The organism is Thiocapsa marina 5811, from assembly GCF_000223985.1.
GTDB classification, from domain to species: Bacteria; Pseudomonadota; Gammaproteobacteria; order Chromatiales; family Chromatiaceae; genus Thiocapsa; species Thiocapsa marina.
The window spans coordinates 59,131-78,580 of record NZ_AFWV01000020.1 but is presented as its reverse complement, the minus strand read 5'-3'; the positions used below and the strand labels follow the sequence as shown (position 1 = coordinate 78,580).

Annotated in this window: 16 protein-coding genes; 4 read left to right on the top strand and 12 right to left on the bottom strand. The window is 64.5% G+C overall.

Going from position 1 to position 19,450, the window contains the following annotated elements; translation table 11 throughout:
• Positions 1–104: 104 nt before the first annotated feature.
• Complete coding sequence (locus tag THIMADRAFT_RS22195; protein ID WP_007195370.1) at positions 105–347, top strand: DUF6868 family protein; 243 nt, start codon at positions 105–107, stop codon at positions 345–347.
• A gap of 42 nt (positions 348–389) precedes the next feature.
• Here the strand turns inward: THIMADRAFT_RS22195 and THIMADRAFT_RS22190 are convergent, their stop codons facing one another.
• From THIMADRAFT_RS22190 to bet, 10 genes are all read right to left on the bottom strand, one after another.
• Complete coding sequence (locus THIMADRAFT_RS22190; protein ID WP_040733788.1) at positions 390–650, bottom strand: hypothetical protein; 261 nt, start codon at positions 648–650, stop codon at positions 390–392.
• A gap of 165 nt (positions 651–815) precedes the next feature.
• Entirely contained in the window at positions 816–1,874 is a 1,059-nt protein-coding gene (locus tag THIMADRAFT_RS22185) for a DUF7146 domain-containing protein (protein ID WP_007195368.1), read from the bottom strand.
• A gap of 100 nt (positions 1,875–1,974) precedes the next feature.
• The gene (locus tag THIMADRAFT_RS22180; protein ID WP_007195367.1) at positions 1,975–2,478 is read right to left on the bottom strand and encodes a JAB domain-containing protein; all 504 of its coding nucleotides are present in this window, start codon (positions 2,476–2,478) and stop codon (positions 1,975–1,977) included.
• Positions 2,479–2,563: 85 nt separating this feature from the next.
• Positions 2,564–3,349 (bottom strand): N-6 DNA methylase, encoded by a 786-nt coding sequence (locus tag THIMADRAFT_RS25090; RefSeq protein ID WP_007195366.1) that lies wholly within the window; start codon positions 3,347–3,349, stop codon positions 2,564–2,566.
• Positions 3,350–3,619: 270 nt separating this feature from the next.
• A complete protein-coding gene (locus THIMADRAFT_RS22170; protein ID WP_007195365.1) occupies positions 3,620–5,359 on the bottom strand; it encodes a VWA domain-containing protein in 1,740 nt (579 codons plus the stop codon).
• Positions 5,360–5,472: 113 nt separating this feature from the next.
• Entirely contained in the window at positions 5,473–6,567 is a 1,095-nt protein-coding gene (locus THIMADRAFT_RS22165; RefSeq protein ID WP_007195364.1) for a DUF3150 domain-containing protein, read from the bottom strand.
• A gap of 84 nt (positions 6,568–6,651) precedes the next feature.
• A complete protein-coding gene (locus tag THIMADRAFT_RS22160; RefSeq protein ID WP_007195363.1) occupies positions 6,652–7,002 on the bottom strand; it encodes a hypothetical protein in 351 nt (116 codons plus the stop codon).
• The gene (locus THIMADRAFT_RS22155; protein WP_007195362.1) at positions 6,999–7,952 is read right to left on the bottom strand and encodes an AAA family ATPase; all 954 of its coding nucleotides are present in this window, start codon (positions 7,950–7,952) and stop codon (positions 6,999–7,001) included. The genes THIMADRAFT_RS22160 and THIMADRAFT_RS22155 overlap by 4 nt, the downstream gene beginning before the upstream one ends.
• Positions 7,953–8,246: 294 nt before the next feature.
• On the bottom strand, positions 8,247–9,263 hold the full coding sequence (locus THIMADRAFT_RS22150; RefSeq protein WP_007195361.1) for a YqaJ viral recombinase family nuclease: 1,017 nt from the start codon (positions 9,261–9,263) through the stop codon (positions 8,247–8,249).
• A 107-nt stretch (positions 9,264–9,370) separates the two neighbouring features.
• Positions 9,371–10,450, bottom strand: coding sequence for a phage recombination protein Bet (gene bet, locus THIMADRAFT_RS22145; RefSeq protein WP_007195360.1), 1,080 nt, complete (start codon positions 10,448–10,450; stop codon positions 9,371–9,373).
• A gap of 650 nt (positions 10,451–11,100) precedes the next feature.
• Between bet and THIMADRAFT_RS22140 the strand changes: the two genes are divergently transcribed.
• The 3 genes from THIMADRAFT_RS22140 to THIMADRAFT_RS22130 all read left to right on the top strand — a co-directional run bounded on the left by THIMADRAFT_RS22140 (position 11,101) and on the right by THIMADRAFT_RS22130 (position 12,608).
• Complete coding sequence (locus tag THIMADRAFT_RS22140) at positions 11,101–11,718, top strand: hypothetical protein (protein WP_007191282.1); 618 nt, start codon at positions 11,101–11,103, stop codon at positions 11,716–11,718.
• Between the two features lie 296 nt (positions 11,719–12,014).
• Positions 12,015–12,296, top strand: a complete 282-nt coding sequence (locus THIMADRAFT_RS22135) for a type II toxin-antitoxin system RelE/ParE family toxin (RefSeq protein ID WP_040733782.1) — start codon at positions 12,015–12,017, stop codon at positions 12,294–12,296.
• Between the two features lie 12 nt (positions 12,297–12,308).
• A complete protein-coding gene (locus tag THIMADRAFT_RS22130; protein ID WP_007195358.1) occupies positions 12,309–12,608 on the top strand; it encodes a HigA family addiction module antitoxin in 300 nt (99 codons plus the stop codon).
• 1,273 nt (positions 12,609–13,881) lie between these two features.
• On the opposite strand, the gene THIMADRAFT_RS22120 is transcribed toward THIMADRAFT_RS22130, so the two are convergent.
• Positions 13,882–18,114, bottom strand: coding sequence for an OmpL47-type beta-barrel domain-containing protein (locus tag THIMADRAFT_RS22120; RefSeq protein ID WP_040733778.1), 4,233 nt, complete (start codon positions 18,112–18,114; stop codon positions 13,882–13,884).
• Positions 18,101–19,126 carry an IS630 family transposase gene (locus THIMADRAFT_RS22115; protein ID WP_007195356.1) on the bottom strand — a complete coding sequence of 342 codons (1,026 nt, stop codon included), beginning with the start codon at positions 19,124–19,126 and terminating at the stop codon, positions 18,101–18,103. Before THIMADRAFT_RS22115 ends, THIMADRAFT_RS22120 begins: the two co-directional genes overlap by 14 nt.
• Positions 19,127–19,450 lie beyond the last annotated feature (324 nt).

Genomic DNA, 19,450 nt, shown 5'->3' with positions numbered 1-19,450 from the left:
AAGATCACCGTGAAGCCGCACCATCGGTCGGCTCTGGATGACTTGTGGTAGACCCTGCCGGCTCGCCGGAGCTGTTGCGATCAGCCGCTATGAGGGGGTGAGGTATGACGACGACAAGCATCACGGATGTCCTGCTCTGGTGTGTCGGCATCAACTACGGATTTCTGCTTCTCTGGTTCGGGGTCTTCGCCTTTGCTCACGACTGGATGTATCGCCTGCACAGACGATGGTTCAGGCTCTCGGTCGACACCTTCGACGCGATTCACTATGCGGGCATGGCCGCCTACAAGCTGGCCATCCTGCTGTTGAACCTGGCGCCGCTTCTCGCACTCCACCTATCGGACTGACGCTCCGGCCATGACCGGCGACGCCGCGTGGGTACCGCAGGATCAGGACCAGCGCCGCGCGATCTTGCCCGGACCCAGCTCCCAAAGCTGTCTCAGCAGGGTAGGGCGTCCCCCCAGTGCCGCGACCAGGGCATCCTCGGCGGCCTCGTCGCTGCCGCCTTCCGCCCAGGCGCCCGCGAACCCGGCGAGCCATACGCGCTGGGCCTGCGCGTCGTCGAGCGGGGGGAACAGTTCGGGCGTCCGACCGCCTTCGAGGACGCGACTGCCGGCGTCGAACCAATCAAGCATTGTCGTCTCGCGCATCGGGCATCGTCGGTGAGTCGCCAAAGGGGTTCAGTATCGCGCGCCGCTCGATGCCGCAACAAAAAACCCACCGGCGCTTTCGCCCCGGCGGGTTTGCTTGGGTTGACGGGCGAGCTCGCCGACCGTGCACCCGTGCGGGTGCGGGCCGACGAGCTCACCGTTCGGTCAGGCCGCGGCTGGTAGATCCAGCCGCCACAGGTCGCACCAGTCGAGGCTTTTGCTGCCCTCCGGGATCGGCCCCTTCGGTAGATGCAGCGCTGCCCGGATGCCTCGGGAGACAAGTCGCTCGCGCAGTGCGAGGGCGGCCTGCTCTCCGGTCCCCGAGCGATCCAGATCGGCCCAGATCACGACCAGCTCGACCCCCGGCGGCGGCACGAATCGCTGCAGCAGGGTCGCGGAGATCCCGGCCCAGACCGGCATCGCGGTGCGCTGGCGGATCACCAGCGCGGTCTCGATGCCTTCGGTGATCCCCAGTGTCGCGCCGGCCGGGTAGAGCCGCACGGCTCCCCCGCAGAGCGTGCCGATCGGCGGCATCATCTTCTTCGGGTGCGCGACCGGGGCCTTGTGTCCCGCGCGATCGAGGTAGATCCGGTGCAGCGACACCGACCGACCCTCGGCATCCGACACCTTGGCCACGAGCGCCGGGAAGGTCGCGATGCGCGTCGTGCCGTCGTAGTAGGCGAGCCCCGGATGAAACCGGAGCACCCGCGGGTCGAGTTCGGCATCGATTCCGCGCCGGTACAGGTACCGCCGCAGCGGGAGTGCCCGTCGGTCGTCCGGGTCCAGGGTCTCGAACCAGACGCGCCGAAGGGCGGCCGCGGCCGTGACGGCGTCGTTTCCGGCATCGTTGACGGGCGGAGAGACGACGACCGGTCTCGGTCGCGCCGCGATGGTCCGCGGGTGTCCCGTGTCGAGCCCAAGATCTTGAGCGACCGCCTCCAGGGTCTCGCGAAAGCCCCAAGCGTTGGCCCACATCAGCAACGCGAAGCCGTCGCGCCGGGGGCCGCAGCTGTTGCAGATCCCACCGCCGGTTTCCGCGACATCGCGGAAGACCCGGAACCCGTCCGATCCGCCGTGGACCGGGCAGGGCACGTGTCGACCCGGTCGGGCCAGTGCAGGCTCCAGGGTCGGCGCGAGCCGACCGAGGATGCCGATCCAGCCTCCGCGGGCCCGTTCGCGGACGGTGCGTGCGTCGATGGTCATCCGTCGTCTCGAGTGGTTCATGCGGTGTGTCTCCGAGGTCGGGCGGGGCACACCTCCCCGACGGGGAGATCGGCCCCGCGGGGTTGAGTGGATGGGGTTCTTTGCGATGGTCGATCGACCGTCAGAGCACGCCGCGCTCGGCCATGGAGACGGCCTCGCCGTCGCCGACGATCATGTGATCGATCACCCGCACGTCGAACAGCGACAGACCTTCGCGCAGGCGCTGGGTGAGGCGCAGATCGGCCTGCGAGGGCTCGGGAACGCCCGAGGGGTGGTTGTGGGCGAAGATGACCGCCGCCGCACCGGTCTCCACCACCTTGCGCAGGACCTCTCTGGGATGCACGCTGGCCCCGTCGATGGTGCCGCGGAACAGCTCCTCGTAGCGGATGACGCGGTGACGGTTGTCCAGATACAGGCAGGCGAACACCTCGTAGTGCAGGCCGTAGAGCCGCAGCTTGAGGAAGTTGCGCGTGGCCTCCGGGTTGGTCAGGCAGTCCTGCTTGACCAGGTATTTCTGCTCCAGGCAGCGGATGGCGTTCGCCACCAGCTCCCGATCGCTTTGCGGCAAGTCGGCCCGGCGCATGTGGTCGGGTTCCAGGGGGAGTGACAGCTGGGGTTTCTTCATGGGTGGTGTCTCCGGGGTCGAGCGGGGAGACACGTCCCCCCGTGCGGGGAAGGGTGTCCCCGCGGGGTGGATGGCTGTCGGCGCGTCAGGCCGTGCGTTGCAGCGGCGGCAGCGCCGCGTCGTCGAAGAGACTCAACTGTCGGCTCTCGGTGGTCGCCATGACGGCCGCGAGGCGTTGTGGTGCGAGGGCCGGGAGGATCTCGGGGATCGGCTCGGGTGTACCGACGACGTGTCGGGGTGAGGCGAGGCGATGCGTCACCACCTCCAGATCGGCCGGGTTGCCGAGCGCATTGCCGCGGTAGACCAGGATCTCCCCGAGCGGTCCGTGCAGGGCCGCATTGGCGAGCAGCTGGCAGGCGGTCATGCGCGCGCACAGCGGATCCAGATCGATCGCCGTGAGGGACAGACGCCGCAGCGCCTCGACACCGTGTGTCGTCGCGACGCTCTTGCAGACCGACAGCAGCAGGATTCCCGCACCGCTGGTCGGCTCCAGGATCGTGATGAAGCGGTCCTTCGGATGCGCCGCGGGATCCAGATCCATGGTGTTGATCTCGGCCATGAAGTCCGCGACTGACTGGGGCGTGAAGTACTGCCCCATCCATTTGCGTTGGCCGTGCGCGCTGAGCTCCATGTAGACGGCGCCCAGGATGTCGCGCCAGTGGTTCTCGGCGACGAGCCGTCCGTAGAGGCCGGAGAGCTCGAACAGCGCCGTGTGACGCCGCTCGTCCCAGGGGGTTTCGAGTCGCTCGCCGAAGCCGGCGAGGACATCCATGGTCAGGAAGCGCAGCCATTCGTCGGGGCGATGGTCGCCGCGACGCGCGAGGGTTTCGATCATGCCCGCAAGCGCGCGGGCGGGATGGGGTGTGGACATGCGTCTCTCCGGTGAAGGGGAGACGCACCGTCCCCGGGGGAGAGTGCCTCTCCCCGCGGGGTGGATTGGATCAGTGGGTTCGGCTGTGTTTCCGGCGGACCGGGCGGCCAGCGACCGCTTCTCGGAGATCCTCGACAGCGAGAATCCGGGGAACCGTGCTTGCGATGAACGCGCGAGCGCGCCCACGGCGAGCACACCTCCCGGACCCGGACCGACCGTCCGAGAAGGACGGCCGGCCCGCGGGCCCGATGGATGGGGTCAGTTCAGGGGTCAGGTCAGGAGGAGCTGCTCGGCAATCCCGAACAACACGGTCTTCAGATCCGCGACGGCGTCGATCCGTACGGCGATCGGGAACAGACGCCCGACGTCCACGGCGATGCCCACGCCGATCATCTCGATGCCGGCCGCGCCGGCCCGTTCGATCAGGTCGGCGGCGGTGCACACGTCGTCGGGTTGTCCGTCGGTCAGGGTGATGATCACCTTGCGCGTCTCGCGACGGGCCAGCAGATCCGCCGCGGCGAACCACAGCGCCCCGGTCATCGGCGTACCGCCGCGACCGCGTTGGACGAACGCCCCGACGCGGGAGGCCACCCGCTCGCCGTGCGCCAGGATCCGGGTCACCTTCTCGGCGTGACCCTGCAGGCTCGGGAACGCCGTCACCGCGCGCGAGACGCCTTTGACGGGCTCCAGCGCCAACGCCAACGCCGCGGCCGCATCCAACGCGATCGCATCTCGGCCTGCACTCATGGACGAGGACAGATCCACCAGCAGATGCAGCGCCGTATTCGGCGCGATCGCCTGCTCCCGGATCCGAAACACTCGCGGGTCGCCGACGCCGGCGCGGTGCAGGTGACGCGGACTCAAGGATCGTCCACGCCGACCCGCTCGGGCGCGTTCCAGGGTGTGGGTCTCGATCAAGCCCTGCAGACGCGCCGCAAGCTTCGCGGAGTGTCCCTTGACGCGGTCCAGGGCCATCCGTCCCGATCGCAGGTCCCCGAGATACGTCTCCGCTGCGGGAAGCAGCGTCGCCGGATCGCGGTGTTGCCTGTTCAGCACTTGGGCAACCGACGCGAAGAGATCCTCCGGAAGGTCGGCGTCGGTGGCGGACAGCACCTGCTGCAGTGCACGACGGGCGTCATTGCTTGCCGTGGTGCTGTCCGGGTCGTCTGCCCCGGCATCTGCAGGTCGACCGTCTTGGCCCTGCTCGTCCTCCTCGTCCCGATCCTCTCCTCCATCGTCTGCGGATGGGCCGTTCTCGGATCCTCCGTCTCCGGCATCATCTCGTTCGGCGTCGTCTCCGCGTTCACCCATCCCGGAGCCCGCATCCGAGTCCGCATCGCCATCCGCGTCGGACGGCGAATTGGGCCGGGTCGGCGCCGGTGGTGGTTGCTCCCGGGATTCCTCCTCGATCAACTCGACGATCCGCCGGGCGAGGTCGATCGACGCCGCCGTGCTCGCCAGCCTCGGGATCTCGGACATGAGTCCCTGCAGCCGGTGGACGAAGCGCGCTTGAAAGACCGCCCGCATGACGCGATCGGCCTCCTTGGCGTGGCTCGCCAGCGCCTCCTGCTTGCGGTAACGGTACCGGGCCACGGCGAGGAACCCGTTGCCGAGGATGTCGGACGGACTCTCGGTCTCGCAGACCACCGCCAGCGACCCGTCGGCCACCAAGGCGGACACGACCGAATCGAGCGTCCTGCGGGTCCCCGGATAGACGGCGATCAGCTCGCCCTCGATCCGGATGTCTTCGATGACGCCTTGGATAAACCGCTCCAGTGGCGTGTGTGCCCTCGGCAGGGCGAAGTCGGTGTAGCGGACATGGGCCGCTTCGTGGGCCAGATAGCCCCACGCCAGCGTCCGGGCTGTCGGGTCGGTCCCGATCGCGGGAATGACGATCACGCCCCCGTCGGTAAGGGCCTGCGTGCCGCCGACCCGAACGGGGATGCCGAATTTGCGCCCGTAGGCGGCGGCGACGATCGGCAGTGCGTCGGTCAAGGTCTTGGGTGTCATGGTGTGCTCCTGAGTGAAAAAGGGGCACACCACCCCGGCGGGGTCGGTGTACCCCGGTCGGGTGGAAGGATGCGAAGCCGGCGCGGATGCGCCGGCTCGGGTTCAGGGTCGGATCAGAAGAAGAAGCCCTCGACGTCCGCGACCGTCTCCTCGACGGGCATGGCGCACGCGGGCTCCGGCGGGTGGTCTTGCACGTCGATGTCGGCGTCGACCTCGACCTCGACCGGCACATCGCTGAACAAGGCGTCCATCTCGGCCTCGAAGTCCATCGCGGACTGCACGATGAGCGGAGCGGATAGCTCCGTGCCCGCATGCACGAGCGGCAACGGCGTGACCTCGGTCGGCGTTGCGTCCGATTCCATGTCGCTGTCGTTCGGCTCGCCGCCCTGCTGCACCGCCCACTGGCCCGCCCCGTGGCGTGCCATGCGTTCGGCATCCGACAGAAGCAGCGCGAGCCCCATGCCTTCGTTGAAGATCGGGCCGTCGATCGGGCCGTCCGCCGGCAGGCGGGCGAACCAGAGATCGAGGGTGTCCACCACGGGATGGATCCGTTGGTCCACGAAGGACAGGCAAGCGAGCTTCTCGCGGATGCGTCGGAAGGTGCCGAGCGCACGGCGATGCAGCCTCTCCTTGCCCTCGAAGCTGCCTTCGAGCTCGCGGGCCATCTGCTCGACTTCGGCGAAGATGCCGTCGCCGAGCCCCTGGACCTCCTCCTCGAGCGTCCCCGGTTGCTCCGCCGGGGCGATCCGCACGATCTGGTAGCCGAAGCGCAGACGCGTGCCGACGACCTCCGCCGGCTCGATCGCCCGACGGATCGGTTCCTTCCAGGCGGGCAGATTGGAGATCCACTCCTCCAACGCCCGGTCGTAACCGGCCAGGAAGGACCGTGTTTCCGTGTCGAACTCCACCTTCAGCAACGCCAAGGTCTCGGCGATCGACTCGGCGTGGGCATGCGGGACGGCAAACCCGCCGAGAAAGCGGGTTCCGACCTGCAGGCAGGTGCGCTCCGCACCCTTCTTGATGCGGTGGAAGATCTTCAGCGGCTCAGGGTCGCAGACCCGTTTTGATCCCAGGGAGACCAGCTCCTCGGGCGGGACCTCGGTCCCGAGTTTCAGGTCTTCGGCGCGCAGTTTCTTGCGTCCGGACCAGATGGCGACGTTCAACATGACCAGGGTGATTTGGTCGGTGACGTGGGTGATCGTGTGCATACTTGGGCTCCCGGGCGAACCGGGACGCACGCGATCGCCGGGCGGCGAAGACGTGCGCCGCGGTCGGCCGTATGTCGAGATGGGTTAGAAGTAGAACCCGTCGTCATCGGCGCCCAAGAGGGCGGCGATGTCGCGGGCTGGTTTTGGCGCAGGGGTTACGGCGGGAGGCATCCGATGATCCGGAGGCTCCCGAGACAGGAGCACGACAGCCCCGGTCGCATCGATGTCCGCCCGGCCGACGGCGGCGTAGCCTTTGAGCGTCTTCTCGCGTGCCCGCTCCAGGGCGATCGGCAACGGCTTGGATTGGGATTGGCGCAGGCGACCGGCCGGTCCCCAACGGATCTGCGCCGTCCCGTTGCCGAGATCGGCGTAGGCCCATTCCTTGGCGGTTCCGTCCCCGTGCTCGTACCGGAAGAGCCGATACAACGGGCTCATGGTTTCGCACCCCAGTAGTCGCCGAAGACATCGGCGGCGATGCGGTGGATCGCCTCGCGCTGCTCCGGCTCCGCGCGGGCGGTCAAGGACTGTTCCAAGGCATATTCGAAGACGTTCGGGGCGCCCTTGAACGCCAGACTCAGCGTCGCCCAGCGCACCAGGGTCCGGGTGCTCATGGTCACGGTCAGCTCTCCGGATTCCGTACCGGCACCCAGGAACAGGCGCCGCACCTCCTCGGCCACGAGGATCATCTTCGCGATGATCTCCGCAGGCAGCTTCGGGACCGCCGCGGCGATCAGATCCTGCTCCGTCTCGGGCTCCGGATAGCCGACCTGCACCACCCGGAAGCGGTCCATGAAGGCGAGGTTCTGTCGCAGCACCCCTTGGTAGAGCCCCGAGCGGTCGCCGGCACCGGCGGTGTTGCCGGTCGCGACCACCCGGAATTTGGGGTGGGGTCGGATCACCTCCCCGCCGTTCTCCGCAATCACCAGCGGATGGCCCTCGAGGATGTCGTTCAGACCCGCCAGCTCGGCCGGGTCCATCAGGTCGCTTTCGTTGAGCACCAGGAGGTGCCCGTCGCGCGCCGCCGTGGACAGGGGTCCGTGGACGAAGCGGGTGCTGCCCTCGACCAACACGAACTGGCCGACCAGGGCCGCCAGCTCCATGCGCCCGTGGCAGGTCACCGACTGCACCGGCCAAGCGAGCCGGGCGGCGATCTGCAGGATCAGGCTGGTCTTGCCCGATCCGGTCGGGCCGGTCAGGAACAGACCGTCGCCGCCGGCATCGTGCAGGAAGGCCAGCACGTCGCGCAGCAGCTCGGGCCTGAAGACATAGGGCTTGCGCACCGGGATGTGCGGATGGGTGTCGTCGGCGAACCCGATCACTTCAAGACCCGGACGGGCCTTGACGTTGAAGGTGGTCGCGACATCGAAACGTTGCGTAGCGGTCATGGTGTGGTCTCCATCGGGTGGGTGGACCCGAGGAGACGCACGCCTCCCGTGGGGGAGCGCAGGTCTCCCCGGGGGGCTTGGGTTGAAGAGGGTTGGGGTTGGCTGTGTCGCCGAGAGTCGGCCCGTTCAGCACGCGGAGTCGTCATGTCCGGCAGGGACATCACGTCATTCGGTTGTCCGGTCGGGACTGCTGAAACATCAGTCCGGACGGGACAGCCGCCGGCCGGGGCCGGGGTGTCTCTGAATCGGGGATCGGCGAATCCGGGGCCCGTCCATGGGCCTGGATCCGCGGGGTCAGAAGTAGAAGCCGTGCTCGGTCTGCGCGGGATCCTGCATCGCGTCGACCGCGGCCGCGTCGAACGGAACGCTTGCGGTGCCGTCTTTCAGGGTCGTGATCTTGACTCGGTCCGAGGACGCGCGGCGATAGTGCTCCAGACGCAGCGGATCGACATCCGGGGCGACGTCCGCGAGGGCGGCCTTGTAGTCGATTGCTCCGGCCACGGCGTAGCGCAGGACCCGCAGCCCGGCGCTCTCGCCCATGACGAAATCGCCGAGCAGGGCGACCAGTTGCGACTCGATGCCGTCCAGACCCGACTTCAGGGTCTTGAGCGTCGCGTCGAGCTTGGCCTTCTCGGCGGCGAGCCTGCGGTACTCCCCGGACAGTCGCGTCCAGGTCGCCAGCTCCGTGCCGGACGGGGTGTAGAGATCCCGCTCGGGATCGCGCTCGGGTTCCTGCTTCTTCGCCACCCGCGCCCGGAACTCCAGGCAGCGCGGCACCAAGGTATCCCGGATGAAGGTCTCGTCGCGCGGGATGCGAAAGTCGACCGCGATGCCCGGGGCTCGATGAAACACCAGCCAGCCTTCGGCGGCGTCGGCGACATGGATCTGGCATTGGACCTGATGCCAATAGAGGCGGTAGGCCTCCGAGGCGACCCCGTGCTCCAGCACCTGGAGATAGGTCGTCTCGTGCGGGACCTTGAGCTCGACCGGGCACCCGGCGTCATCCAGACCGTCGAAGGAGGCGCGGATCACCGGGTGGGTGTCGGACTCGCCGCAGAGCGGCAGCAGCAAGGTGTCGTGGCGGTCCTCGAAGCCCCGGCGGGCGGTGTCTTCGAGCGCGTTGCCGCGCCGTACGACGGGATTGCCGCTCAGGTCTTCGGGCAACAGCATCCCGATCTTCTCCGCCCACAGCCGCCACGGCGTCTTGTAGGGCGAGACGCCGAGAACGGCCGCGGCATCCGAGGCCGAGACCCCGGCGTTACGCCAGGCGTGCCAGTCGGGTGTGCGTTGGGTGATGTCGATGACGTGCATGGGGGTGCTCCGGAAGCAACAGGGGCACCGTCCCCGAGGGGCAGCGGGTGCCCCGTGGGGTGGATGATCGACTAGCCCGCGACCGCCGTCCGTGGCGGTCATGGGATCTAGGCGGCTTCGGCGACGGGCGCCTCGGCGGTCTTGGCTTGCGCGGCCTTGGCGTTGGCGAGGACCGACAACGCGGCGGCTTGCTCCAGCTCGGCGAGGGCGTAGGCCAGATGCGCCCCGTTGAAGCGGGCGCGGGCATAGTCCTCGGCCTGACCCCAGGCGCCGACCTTGCAGGCGCGCTCCACGAGCATCGCGACCTGCTTGGCCACCTGCGCGTCGATGACGGCATCCCGCTGTGCGGGATCGGCCGGGGCGGTTTCGGAGACGGGGGTCTCGTCGATTCCGTTTGGCCGAGCGGTGTCGACCGATGCGGTGTCGGCGACTGTCGGAGTCACCCGCGGTTGGATCGTGGTCGGTTGCGCGGTGACGACCGCGCCCTCGATCACGGCTCCGTCGACCGGGGCATGGCCCTCGATGGCCTTGCCTTCCATCTCCTCGGCGGTGTAGCCGGCTTCCTCGGGAAAGGCCGCCCGCAGGCTCGCCGCTTTGGCGCATTTGAGAAGTTGTCCCTTCGGACGCTTCTGCCACATCTCGTTGGGCACCTCCGCGCGCCCTTGTCGGGCATAGGTCTCCTCCCAGAAGACCATCTCGGAGAAGGGGCAGCGCACCCCGTTGACCATCCGATAGACCGTCGTTTCGGCCCACTCGGGGAAGGTCACGGTGACGGCGACCTCGGTCCATTGGTTGTCGCGCTTGACCGTTCCGGTGAAGGTCTTGGTCAGCTCCGGTCCGAAGCGCGGCGAGTCGAGCCCCGCCCACAGGCCGGTGCGCGCCGCCGTGATCTGCACCTCGGCGATGCCGGGCCAGACGGTCTCGACATAACGTCCGAGCGCCGTCGACCACATGGAGACGACATGCACCGGGCGCTTCATGACGTCCAGGCCGCGTGCCTGGCAATAGCGCACCGCGAGGATCACGCCCTCGGGTGTTTTGGCGTTGGGGAAGATCGAATCGGCGAGCACCGCCCAGGTTCCGGCGTCCAGGCCGATCTCGGCGAGGACGGTCGGGGCGACCGGGAGGCGGCTGGGAACAAGCGAGGTGGTCAAGGCTTGGGTCGGGCTGCTGCGGCGCGTGGCCATGGTGTGGTCTCCATCGGTGGGTGAACCCGAGGAGACACGCCTCTCCCGTGGGGAGCGGCAGTCTCCCCGGGATGGGTGAGCCGGCATGGCCGGCGGTTGGTTTCGGCTGTGTTCGGGCAAACGCCCGGGGTCAGCGGCCCCTTCAGTCGGTCTCGTGCAGGGAGAACCGAACGGATGACGCCTGAATCGCCTGTCCGCTGCGGACCGTGCGGGTCACGGACGCGGCAGCGCAGGGGACAGGGGAATCGATGGGGTTCGGAGGAGGGCGTGCAGACGCATGGAGCGACACGGCGCGGTGTCGATCCTCGGGGCGAGGTCGGTGCGTTGCGGAACTTCCGATGGAGACGGGTGCGCGATCGGCCCGTATGGCCGTCGTCGGTGCGCTGAAGGCATGTTGCCTTCGCAGCGACCGCGTGCGATCAAGGGGACGCGATCAAGGGGACCTGGTTTCGGCTGTTACGTCCGGGCGGACGTTTCGGCTCCCGGGGAGCCGCGGCCAGCTACCGCTTGTGTATTCCAGCGCAGGCGCACGGCGATTGCAAGGCCGTGATCTGGTCGAAAAGCAGCGTTTCGGAGGTCTTTTCCCCGGTGCGAGCGCGTTCGGGTCCGGGCTAGGCTGAAGACTCCGATCAGCCGCAAAGAGCATCCCCATGCCCGCCCCGAGAGGTTACAGCCGCCCCGAATTCCACGTCCCCGTCACCCTGCAATCGGCACATGCCCACCGCGTCGTCGGCCGCAGCCTGATCCGTGTCGCGCGCGCCCTCTACGGGATCGACGTGGTGCTCCACGCGATCGGCGATGCCCGGCAGATGGAGGAGGTCGAGGGCCTGGTCGATGGCCTGCTCGGCGCCTTCGCCCAACGCTTGGACGAGGAAATCGCCCGCGTGGAGGCGTTGAAGAGCGCCAACGGCATCGCCGCCGTGCCGCGCTATACCAACCCGAGTCGGGTCACCTTCCGCATCTCCTCGCCCCAGCTCTCCCAATACGCCAATCTGATCCAGGCGCTGGACCGACTCACCGTCGGCATCGACACCCTCTGGCTGAGCGGTCTCTTCAGCAACCGCCAACGTGCCGATGCGGTCTACACCTGGCGCAACGAACTCCTCTCCGTCGGTCGACGCATCGTCGAGATCGAAGCGCGTGCCCGCGATTTCGCGCGCCGCCAAGGCAAGGAGGAGGAGATCGCTGCCGGGGATGCCGCGGCGACCTCCGTGGTGGTGATGGACGAGGAGGGTGGGTTGGAAGGAGACGAGGAGGAGGCAGGATAACGTTCGGTGACCGACCGCCCTTCCGGGCCGGGTGAGGGCTCGGTGACACCGGGGCTCGATGGCGATCGGTGACGAAGCACCTGCTCGACGGTGTGTTGCTGCGCGACGGTCTCAACGCCGACCGCGGTTAGCGGTTTTTTGCGACGAGTAACGGGCTCGGCGCCCGATTGCCTTATACCTCATGGTCATAATCGCTGCCGGCAAGAGAACAGTTGGATTCCGGGCTGCAGTCGAGCGTCCTTGCACAGAATCCCGTTGCCGTTGCGCAGTATCGTTTATCGATATACGATCAGGTCATGGCGATCCAATCATTCCGATGCGCCGAGACGAGACGCTTGTTCGAGCGCCTGCGGGTGAAGCGCTTCGTGAATATCGAGGGTCCGGCGCGGCGTAAACTGATCTATCTCGATGCGGCCCGTGATCTGTCGGATCTGCGCATCCCTCCGGGCAATCGTCTCGAAGCCTTGCGGGGTGACCGGTCCGGCCAGCACAGCATTCGCATCAATGATCAATGGCGCGTGTGCTTCGTCTGGTCAGCCGAGGGGCCGACGGAGGTCGAGATCGTCGACTATCATTAGGGTACCACTGCAATGACCGACAAACTGCCCCCGATTCACCCCGGAGAGATCCTGCGCGAGGACTTCATGCTGCCGCTGGGCCTCTCCAGCAACGCCCTCGCGCGTGCGATCGGCGTCACTCCCGCACGGATCAACGAGATCGTGCGCGAAAAGCGCGGGATCACGGCCGAGACCGCCCTGCGGCTCGCCCGCTTTTTCGGGACCTCGGTGGATCTCTGGATGAACCTGCAACAGCGCTACGATCTGGAACGCGCGAAGGATCTGCTCGGCGATTCACTTGAACAGATCACGCCCATGCACCTTGCGGCCTGACGGAGGGATCCGCGGTGGGCGCCCGTCGCCGCCTCACTTTGCCGTCGTGTCGCCGGTTGCCTGATCCGTGATCGGCACTCCGCCGACAGCGGTGGTTCCCAACACCACGAAACAGAGGGTGCCCCGGATGGCTGTCAAGCCACACGGTATCTGCTTCGCGGCACGCGGTTGGGGGTGATCCGGGAATGGGAGTGGGTGGGCCGCCGAGTGGATGGGTTGGTAAGGTGCGTCCGGGCCGAGGAGCGGTCCCTGGATCCGAGATGTCTTTGGGAAGGGATCGGCCATAATCGGTCACCCAGCGCCCGAAAGGCGGTGACTCTTCGATCCTGTTTGCGGTCACCCGCCGTCCGGCGACCGACGGACCGGTCACGACCCCTATGTAAAGTTGCCTCCTATGTGAAGTTGGCCTGCTTGCTCGAGCAGTTCCGGGAGTTGGGGGCAGCGGCTCTTTTACATAGTTGTCGGGCTTCAAGGAGTGCTCTCAGCGTGTCGGGCGGGCGGCAGATGCTTGTCGAGAAACGCCGCGATCTGGTCGTCATCTAGGGACTCGACTTAGAGTCGGCACCGGGTCATCCAGCGCCCGAAGTGGACCAGGCGTTCGAGATAGACCGCAGTGGTTTGACATGCGTAGTCGCGTTCACCGAAGTAGGGCGCGAAGGTGTCAACGCAGGATGCCAACGGGCTGCGACGCAGTTGGCGCATCGGTCGGCCAGGAAGTCGCCGTGCAGGGCTCACCGCGGTCTCCTGAAGTGGCTGACGCCTCTTAGTAAACGGCAGAACTATGTGAAGTTCGCTCGCCCCTCATTTCAGAAAAAGCACGCAAACACTGGGGCGTACGAGGACGGCCGTGTCATGCTTTACATAGTTGGCAACTTTACATAGGGGTCGCTATGTAAAGCTTTACATAGCGACCCAAAGGAGACATCGGGCGCCGTCGGAAGGATTGGCCGTTTACGACCCAGACCGGACACGAAAAGTCGCCTAGGCGCCCAGTAGCCCTCGACTCTTAGGGCCGCCCACACGATCGCCCAAGGCGTCATTGACCGCGGCGACCTACAGGACGGCATCTACCCTGTCCAGGTCAGCGGCGCCTTGCTCTACCTCTCCGCCGACCCTCCCAACGTCCTCGGCCCCGAAACCATCACGGTCGGCGCCACGGTCTTCTACCTCGGCTTCCGGCGAAGCGACTTACCCGCTCCCGCTTAAACCCAAAGACCCCGGCACCAGGCCGGGGTCTCTCATGGCCGCTCTCCCAAAGGCGAGTCTTACGCCGTCAATTCTTTTTCCCTTTCTTCCCCTTATCGTGCGGTACAGTCACCTTCGCACTCGCCTGCGACGTATTCCCTGCCGCATCCGCTACCTCATACATGATCGTGTAGATGCGCCCGCTTCCCGCGCCGGATCGCTCGGCGCGCAGCTTGAACGTCGTGTCGTTGAGGATGACGATATCGTTCGGGGTGTCCCCGTATCCCGTCCCACTATCCGGCTCGTTACTTGTCACAGACACCGGCGACACCGCGGGAGAAGGGTCACAGGTATCGCTCGCCGTCACCGTCGCCTGCACCTGCACCATCTTATGGTTCGGCGGCCACAGAATGTCCGGCGACAGCGAAGCCGTCACCACTGGCGCGGTCTTGTCGATCTTGACCGCCACAGTATGTGGCTCTTCCTGATTGCCAAAGTAATCAACTGCATAATAGGTCAGCGTATGCACGCCTTCGGACGTGATACTGATGCCGTTCGAGTTTGTGTAAGCTTGGGGTTGACTATTATCCAGCGCGTAAAAGACAGTTTGGACACCGACCCCTTCTCCGTCATTTGCGCTGAGCGAAACGGCCACATCCGATACATACCAACCGTTCTCTCCCATCGCACCCACGAGGGTGTGAGCAGACACGGGGGGGAACGTATCTGTCAAAGGACTTAGAATCGGAAGGACCCGTTCCGAGACGCCGTCCCCGTCAGTATCGACAGCGATCTTGGTCTCTTCGAGTGACTCACTGCCAATGACATTAAGCCTTCCGTTATCCCCTAGGTCCACGGGAGGCAGATCGACCTGCGCCACTCTCTCGTCACCTATGTACTGCTCTATCCGCACTACGACCTGGGTCTGCGCGCGAGGCACAATTTCTGTACGGTAGATTTCAAGTGTGCCTGGGATCCAGACGATTTGAGTATAGCCATTGCTGCGGTAGCTACTGCCGGGAACAGCCTCCTCGCCAAAGTCTAGGCCTAGATTTCCACTTGCCCGATAACCGGTATGCTGTCCACTTTCATCGTAAACATGAAGCGCGACGTCCCCAAAGACGCGGATACGTGTCTGCACATCCGAGCCAGTTGAATATAGCGCCGAAACGCTTGCGATCCGAAGGGCTTGTGCCTGCACCGTGACCGTTTCGCTCACGCCAAGAACCTGGTCAAGCAACTTCTGAATTCCCTGGTGAGCAAAAATGGTGGAATGGCTGGCATTCCGTCCCACCTTGAGGTCGACCGGCTGATGCTTCTTGATATTCTCATGATCAGGCATGCCCAAGGCGCTCGCGACGGGAACTGTACCGTCACCCTTACGGTTCTCCCGGATGTCGTAAATCACGTCATCTTTGCAAATCCATTTACGTACGCTCAGCGAAGGCGCCACATAAACATCGCGCAGAAGGTATTCATGACCATAGTCAATACCTTCTACGGTTGCCACGTTAGTCCCAGCAATAAGGTCAACGGGAATATCCGGTACCCAACCATCAAATGCCGAGTGAAACCCCTCTGCGACATCGAGCAATTGTCCGGAAAGTTCGAGCGGACGCGTGGTATCGTCATACCTTCCGGGCTTCATCAAGGTGTGCTCCTGCAACCAGGAAGAAAGACCGAGATAGCTCTTGAAATCGTAATTGTTCAGCTCCCAGTCGTCCTCTCCAGGGTCGTTCGCGCAATCGGAAACCGCGAAAACTCGAGGCAGATCGAGCACGTCGATAACGCTCTCGTCGGATCCTGCGATATAAGCGTCGCTGGGTAGCAGTTGATGAGTCGACTTCATTCGCCGCCCGGCGTCGCGCCATTCTTTTTTCGGAATAAACCCGTTTGGCCAATCGTTCATATCCCCGTGCAATAGCTCGGGCAGCGCCTGGGGAGTGCCAAAATGTGGCACAGCGACCGAGATCAAGCGGCTGACCTGCCTACTGCCGTACTGTTCTAAGTACGCTTTGGCAACCAAACCGCCCGTGCTGTGTGCCACGATTACCACTTTCTCCCCGCTATCGCCAACGAGCGATCGGATCGCCAACTCAACAAGAACCAAGGTCAAAGGGTCTTCTACGCTCAGGCGCCAGTCCCAAGGGACGGTACGCCAATGATCTTGCCCTAGTCGCTGATTGAAGTAGTCAATTGCGGACTTGTATACATTTCTTCCTTCGACGAGTGGCACTTTGCCATCGAGGTGGACTTCGCCAATTATTCCCCGCTCGTTTTGATCATCGTCAGGTGTCCCAATAATGTCATCCGGATCACCCAAGTAAGCAGGTCGATCAGGGTTTGGCTCTCCGATGCCATCGCAGGGCCCGACGTCGGAATCGCAAAGCCTAAGGTATTCAAAGTCGCTGTTGAACCAATCGTCGTAAATAGTCTCCCATACCCTGTCAAGCTCGAACGTCCCAGGGCGGTAAAGGCGACTGCCGAGAAAGCCTGGAATGAACACGACGTAAGGCTTGTTGCCAGCTGCGCTCACCGTAATAACTGCAGGTTGATCAGCGGCTCCTAGTGTTGCCCGGGTCCCGTAGTTGTCAACCGCCTCAATGTAGTATTCGACTCCCTTTAAAGTGACACGATCTGCCGGGATTGTGGCGTCATAGACATGGGGTGTTGCCGAGGTTGAGCAAGGAGGGCCGTCACTGGGCTGCATGGTTACCGATTCGTAGGTCAGCTCCCCAAGTGCGCGGAAGTGGAGAACAACCTTTTCCAGTCGGTCTGTGGTGTCGTCAGCTTCTACACAGACGCCGATGGGCTCTCCCTCTTCGGCATCGGTTATTAAGTCAAGAACAAGCAGAGGTGGCTCATTGGGGAAGACGGCGATAGCGTATGGCCTTAGAGATGCTTCTACCTTTGGGTCAGTCACGTTGCTGACCCCATCTGTCGCCGAGATGTAATAGTCGACACCGGGCTCAAGCACATCGGACGAGGGGATCGAGACGCTATAGTTATCCCCGCCAATTCTCGTCATCTTGACGAACTTATAGGGCGCGTTGCTGTCCGTGGTGGTTGGGCGGTAATACAGCCGTACTCCGTCGGTTTGAACGAGGGGCTCCGCCTGGTCGGTGACCTGGGCGGCGATCGTGAGAGCGGTCTGCGCGGGCTGCGTTGTCGCGCTGAGGTCGGTCGTTTCCTGGGTGCGCGCGATCTTCGGCTCGCTCCCGGGCATGTAGGTGGTCGTGTCGGATCCGGTTTCCGCTCCGCACGTCACCTGGACCTCGACGGCCCGCTCCAGACCGTCGATCGTCTCATTCTGGGCCTTGTAGGTAACGCGGTAGGTGTCGGCAAGCAGGTCAGTGACCGCAGTGAAGATCTGATCGAAGCTGGTGGTTAGGCCCAGTAGCTGCTGGGAGGGGTCGGCCACGAGGCTCTGGAACGACGAGAATAGGCTCGTCGCGGTCACGGCGAAGAGGGTTACGTCGCCGCTTTGCAGCGCCGCCGCGGCCTGGTCGAGGGTGGCTCCGCCCTGATTGGGGCTCTCGTCCGTGACGATGATGAAGACGCGCCGCGATCCAGGGCGGTAGTTGAACTTCGCCGCCGAATCGACGATGGCTCGATACCCCGGCTCAGTGCCGCCATCGATGGTGTTGCGCGTCCAGACGGTGTCTTTGAAGTAGGCAGCGTCAGAAGTTAGGTTTCCGTTGTCCTCAATGAGCGGGGCGCCCGAGTTCGCACCTTGGCCGTAACGCGTGAGGCCAAAGGCGTAGTTGATCCCTGCCTGGGCCAGTTTGTCGACAAAGCCGTAGACGTTGTTCCGAACAGCCAGTTGGTCGTCGCTCATGCTCCCGCTGTTGTCCATGATGAAGACGATATCGACCAGGCGCACGCCTTGGTTCTCGTTCGGTGGCGTGACCGCGAAGTAATCCTTTTGAGCGACGCCGTCTTCCAGCACCTGGAAGTTCTCGGCGCTGAACAGCGTGCAGGTACTGGTCTCGTCCGTCGCATCGACATCGAGAAAGACGAAGGGGAAGGTCTGCGAGTTGAGGGAGCGGATGGAGACACTGACGGGTCCCAAGGCCTCCGTCGCCGCAAAGGGCTCCGCCATTAGCCGAAGGGACGGAGCGACTGGGTCTGGCCCGGTGTAGGGATCGTAGACCTCGGCCATGCCGGGCAGTGCAAGGAAGCCAAGCAAGGCGGCGGACGAGAGAATCAGCGTTCTCATCGAAGCGGCCCAGATCCTTTGCGCAGATCCCATAGCGAGCAGCAGATTTTTTGCGTTATACTCAGCGAATGCGAGATTTTCGGCGCTTTCATTCGCCAACAATCGCGAAGTTCTCGGTTAACAACGAGCGCATCTGATCACGATACAGATGCGAATTGTCGAAGAACCCTTCGCAAGCGCTCCGAAAATCGCCGAACGATTCATAATAGCGATTATAGAGCGTCGTTTTCTTGAAGAGCTTCCATAATCGCTCGATCGGATTCAAATTCGGGGCATACGGAGGAAGAAACACCAGCTTGATGCGCGAATCCTCGAGGTACGCCTGGACGGCTTTCGATCGGTAATAGCGCGCGTTGTCACAGATCACATAGATGCTCGCGGCGTAGGCATAGGCCAACAGGAGCTGATCGAACAGCGCGATGGTCGAGTCGGCGTTGATGGTGTCGTCGTAGCGCACCACCGGCTCCATCCGCTCCAAGTCGATGGCGCCGTTGATGTTGAGGCGCTGACGCCCGCTGTTGGAACGCACCTCATGGTCTTTGCCGCGCTTGATCCAGCCGTAGCCCAGCACCGGATTGTGCTGCGGATGCACGGCATCCATGAACACGATGACGTCGTTCGGGCTTTTGTTTTTCTTCAGTTCTTCGTACTTGGCGAGAAAGGCGCGCTGGGCCTCCGGGTCGGCCTTGCCGGGGACGAGCTTGGGCTTCTTGTAGACGAACCCGAGGCGATGCAGCAAGGCCGTCATGCCGCTGGGGGTGTAGCTGACCTTGAACTCGGCTTCGACCCACGCCGCGATGTCCTTAGCCGAGAGGTAGAGGTGTTCTTGGAGATGCAGATCGAGCCGATCGAGTTGCGCGTCGCTCAACAGGACATCGCTGCCGCGATACTCGACCTTGAGCAACTCGGCCAGACCACCGGCTCTATAGCGCTTGAAGTGAGTGCGCACCGTATTGGGATCGACCAGCAGGGCCTCGGCAATGTCCTCGGCTCGCCAGCCGGAGGCGAGGAGGATGACGGCTTTGATGCGATCGGCCTCGCGCTGGTCGCGCGTGCGCCGGTGTGCGGCCCGCAACTGCGTGAGTTCGTCCGATGTAAGGGTGTAGTCGACCATGTCGGCAATGATAGCGAAGCTTCAGGATCTTGCGCTAGACTCCTGAGAGAAAAACTCAGATGAGACCGGTATATTCATGGTTTTCTGATCCCTATGCGTCACTAATCACAGGCGATGCGGCTCGCGTCAGAGGTTGTTTCGGCGAGCAAACAGGAGCTTTCCCGTGCGGCCAAGGCGCGGCCGTCGGATGCGAGGCGAGAACCGAGTTGGGGTTGGGCGTTGTGCTCAGTAGCGATCCGGCGTTCCCTTGTGGCGCAGCCCACGCCCGACCAGAGCGCGCATCCCGAAGAGCGCAGTTTCGCGAGCTTGATGCGTTCGGACGAG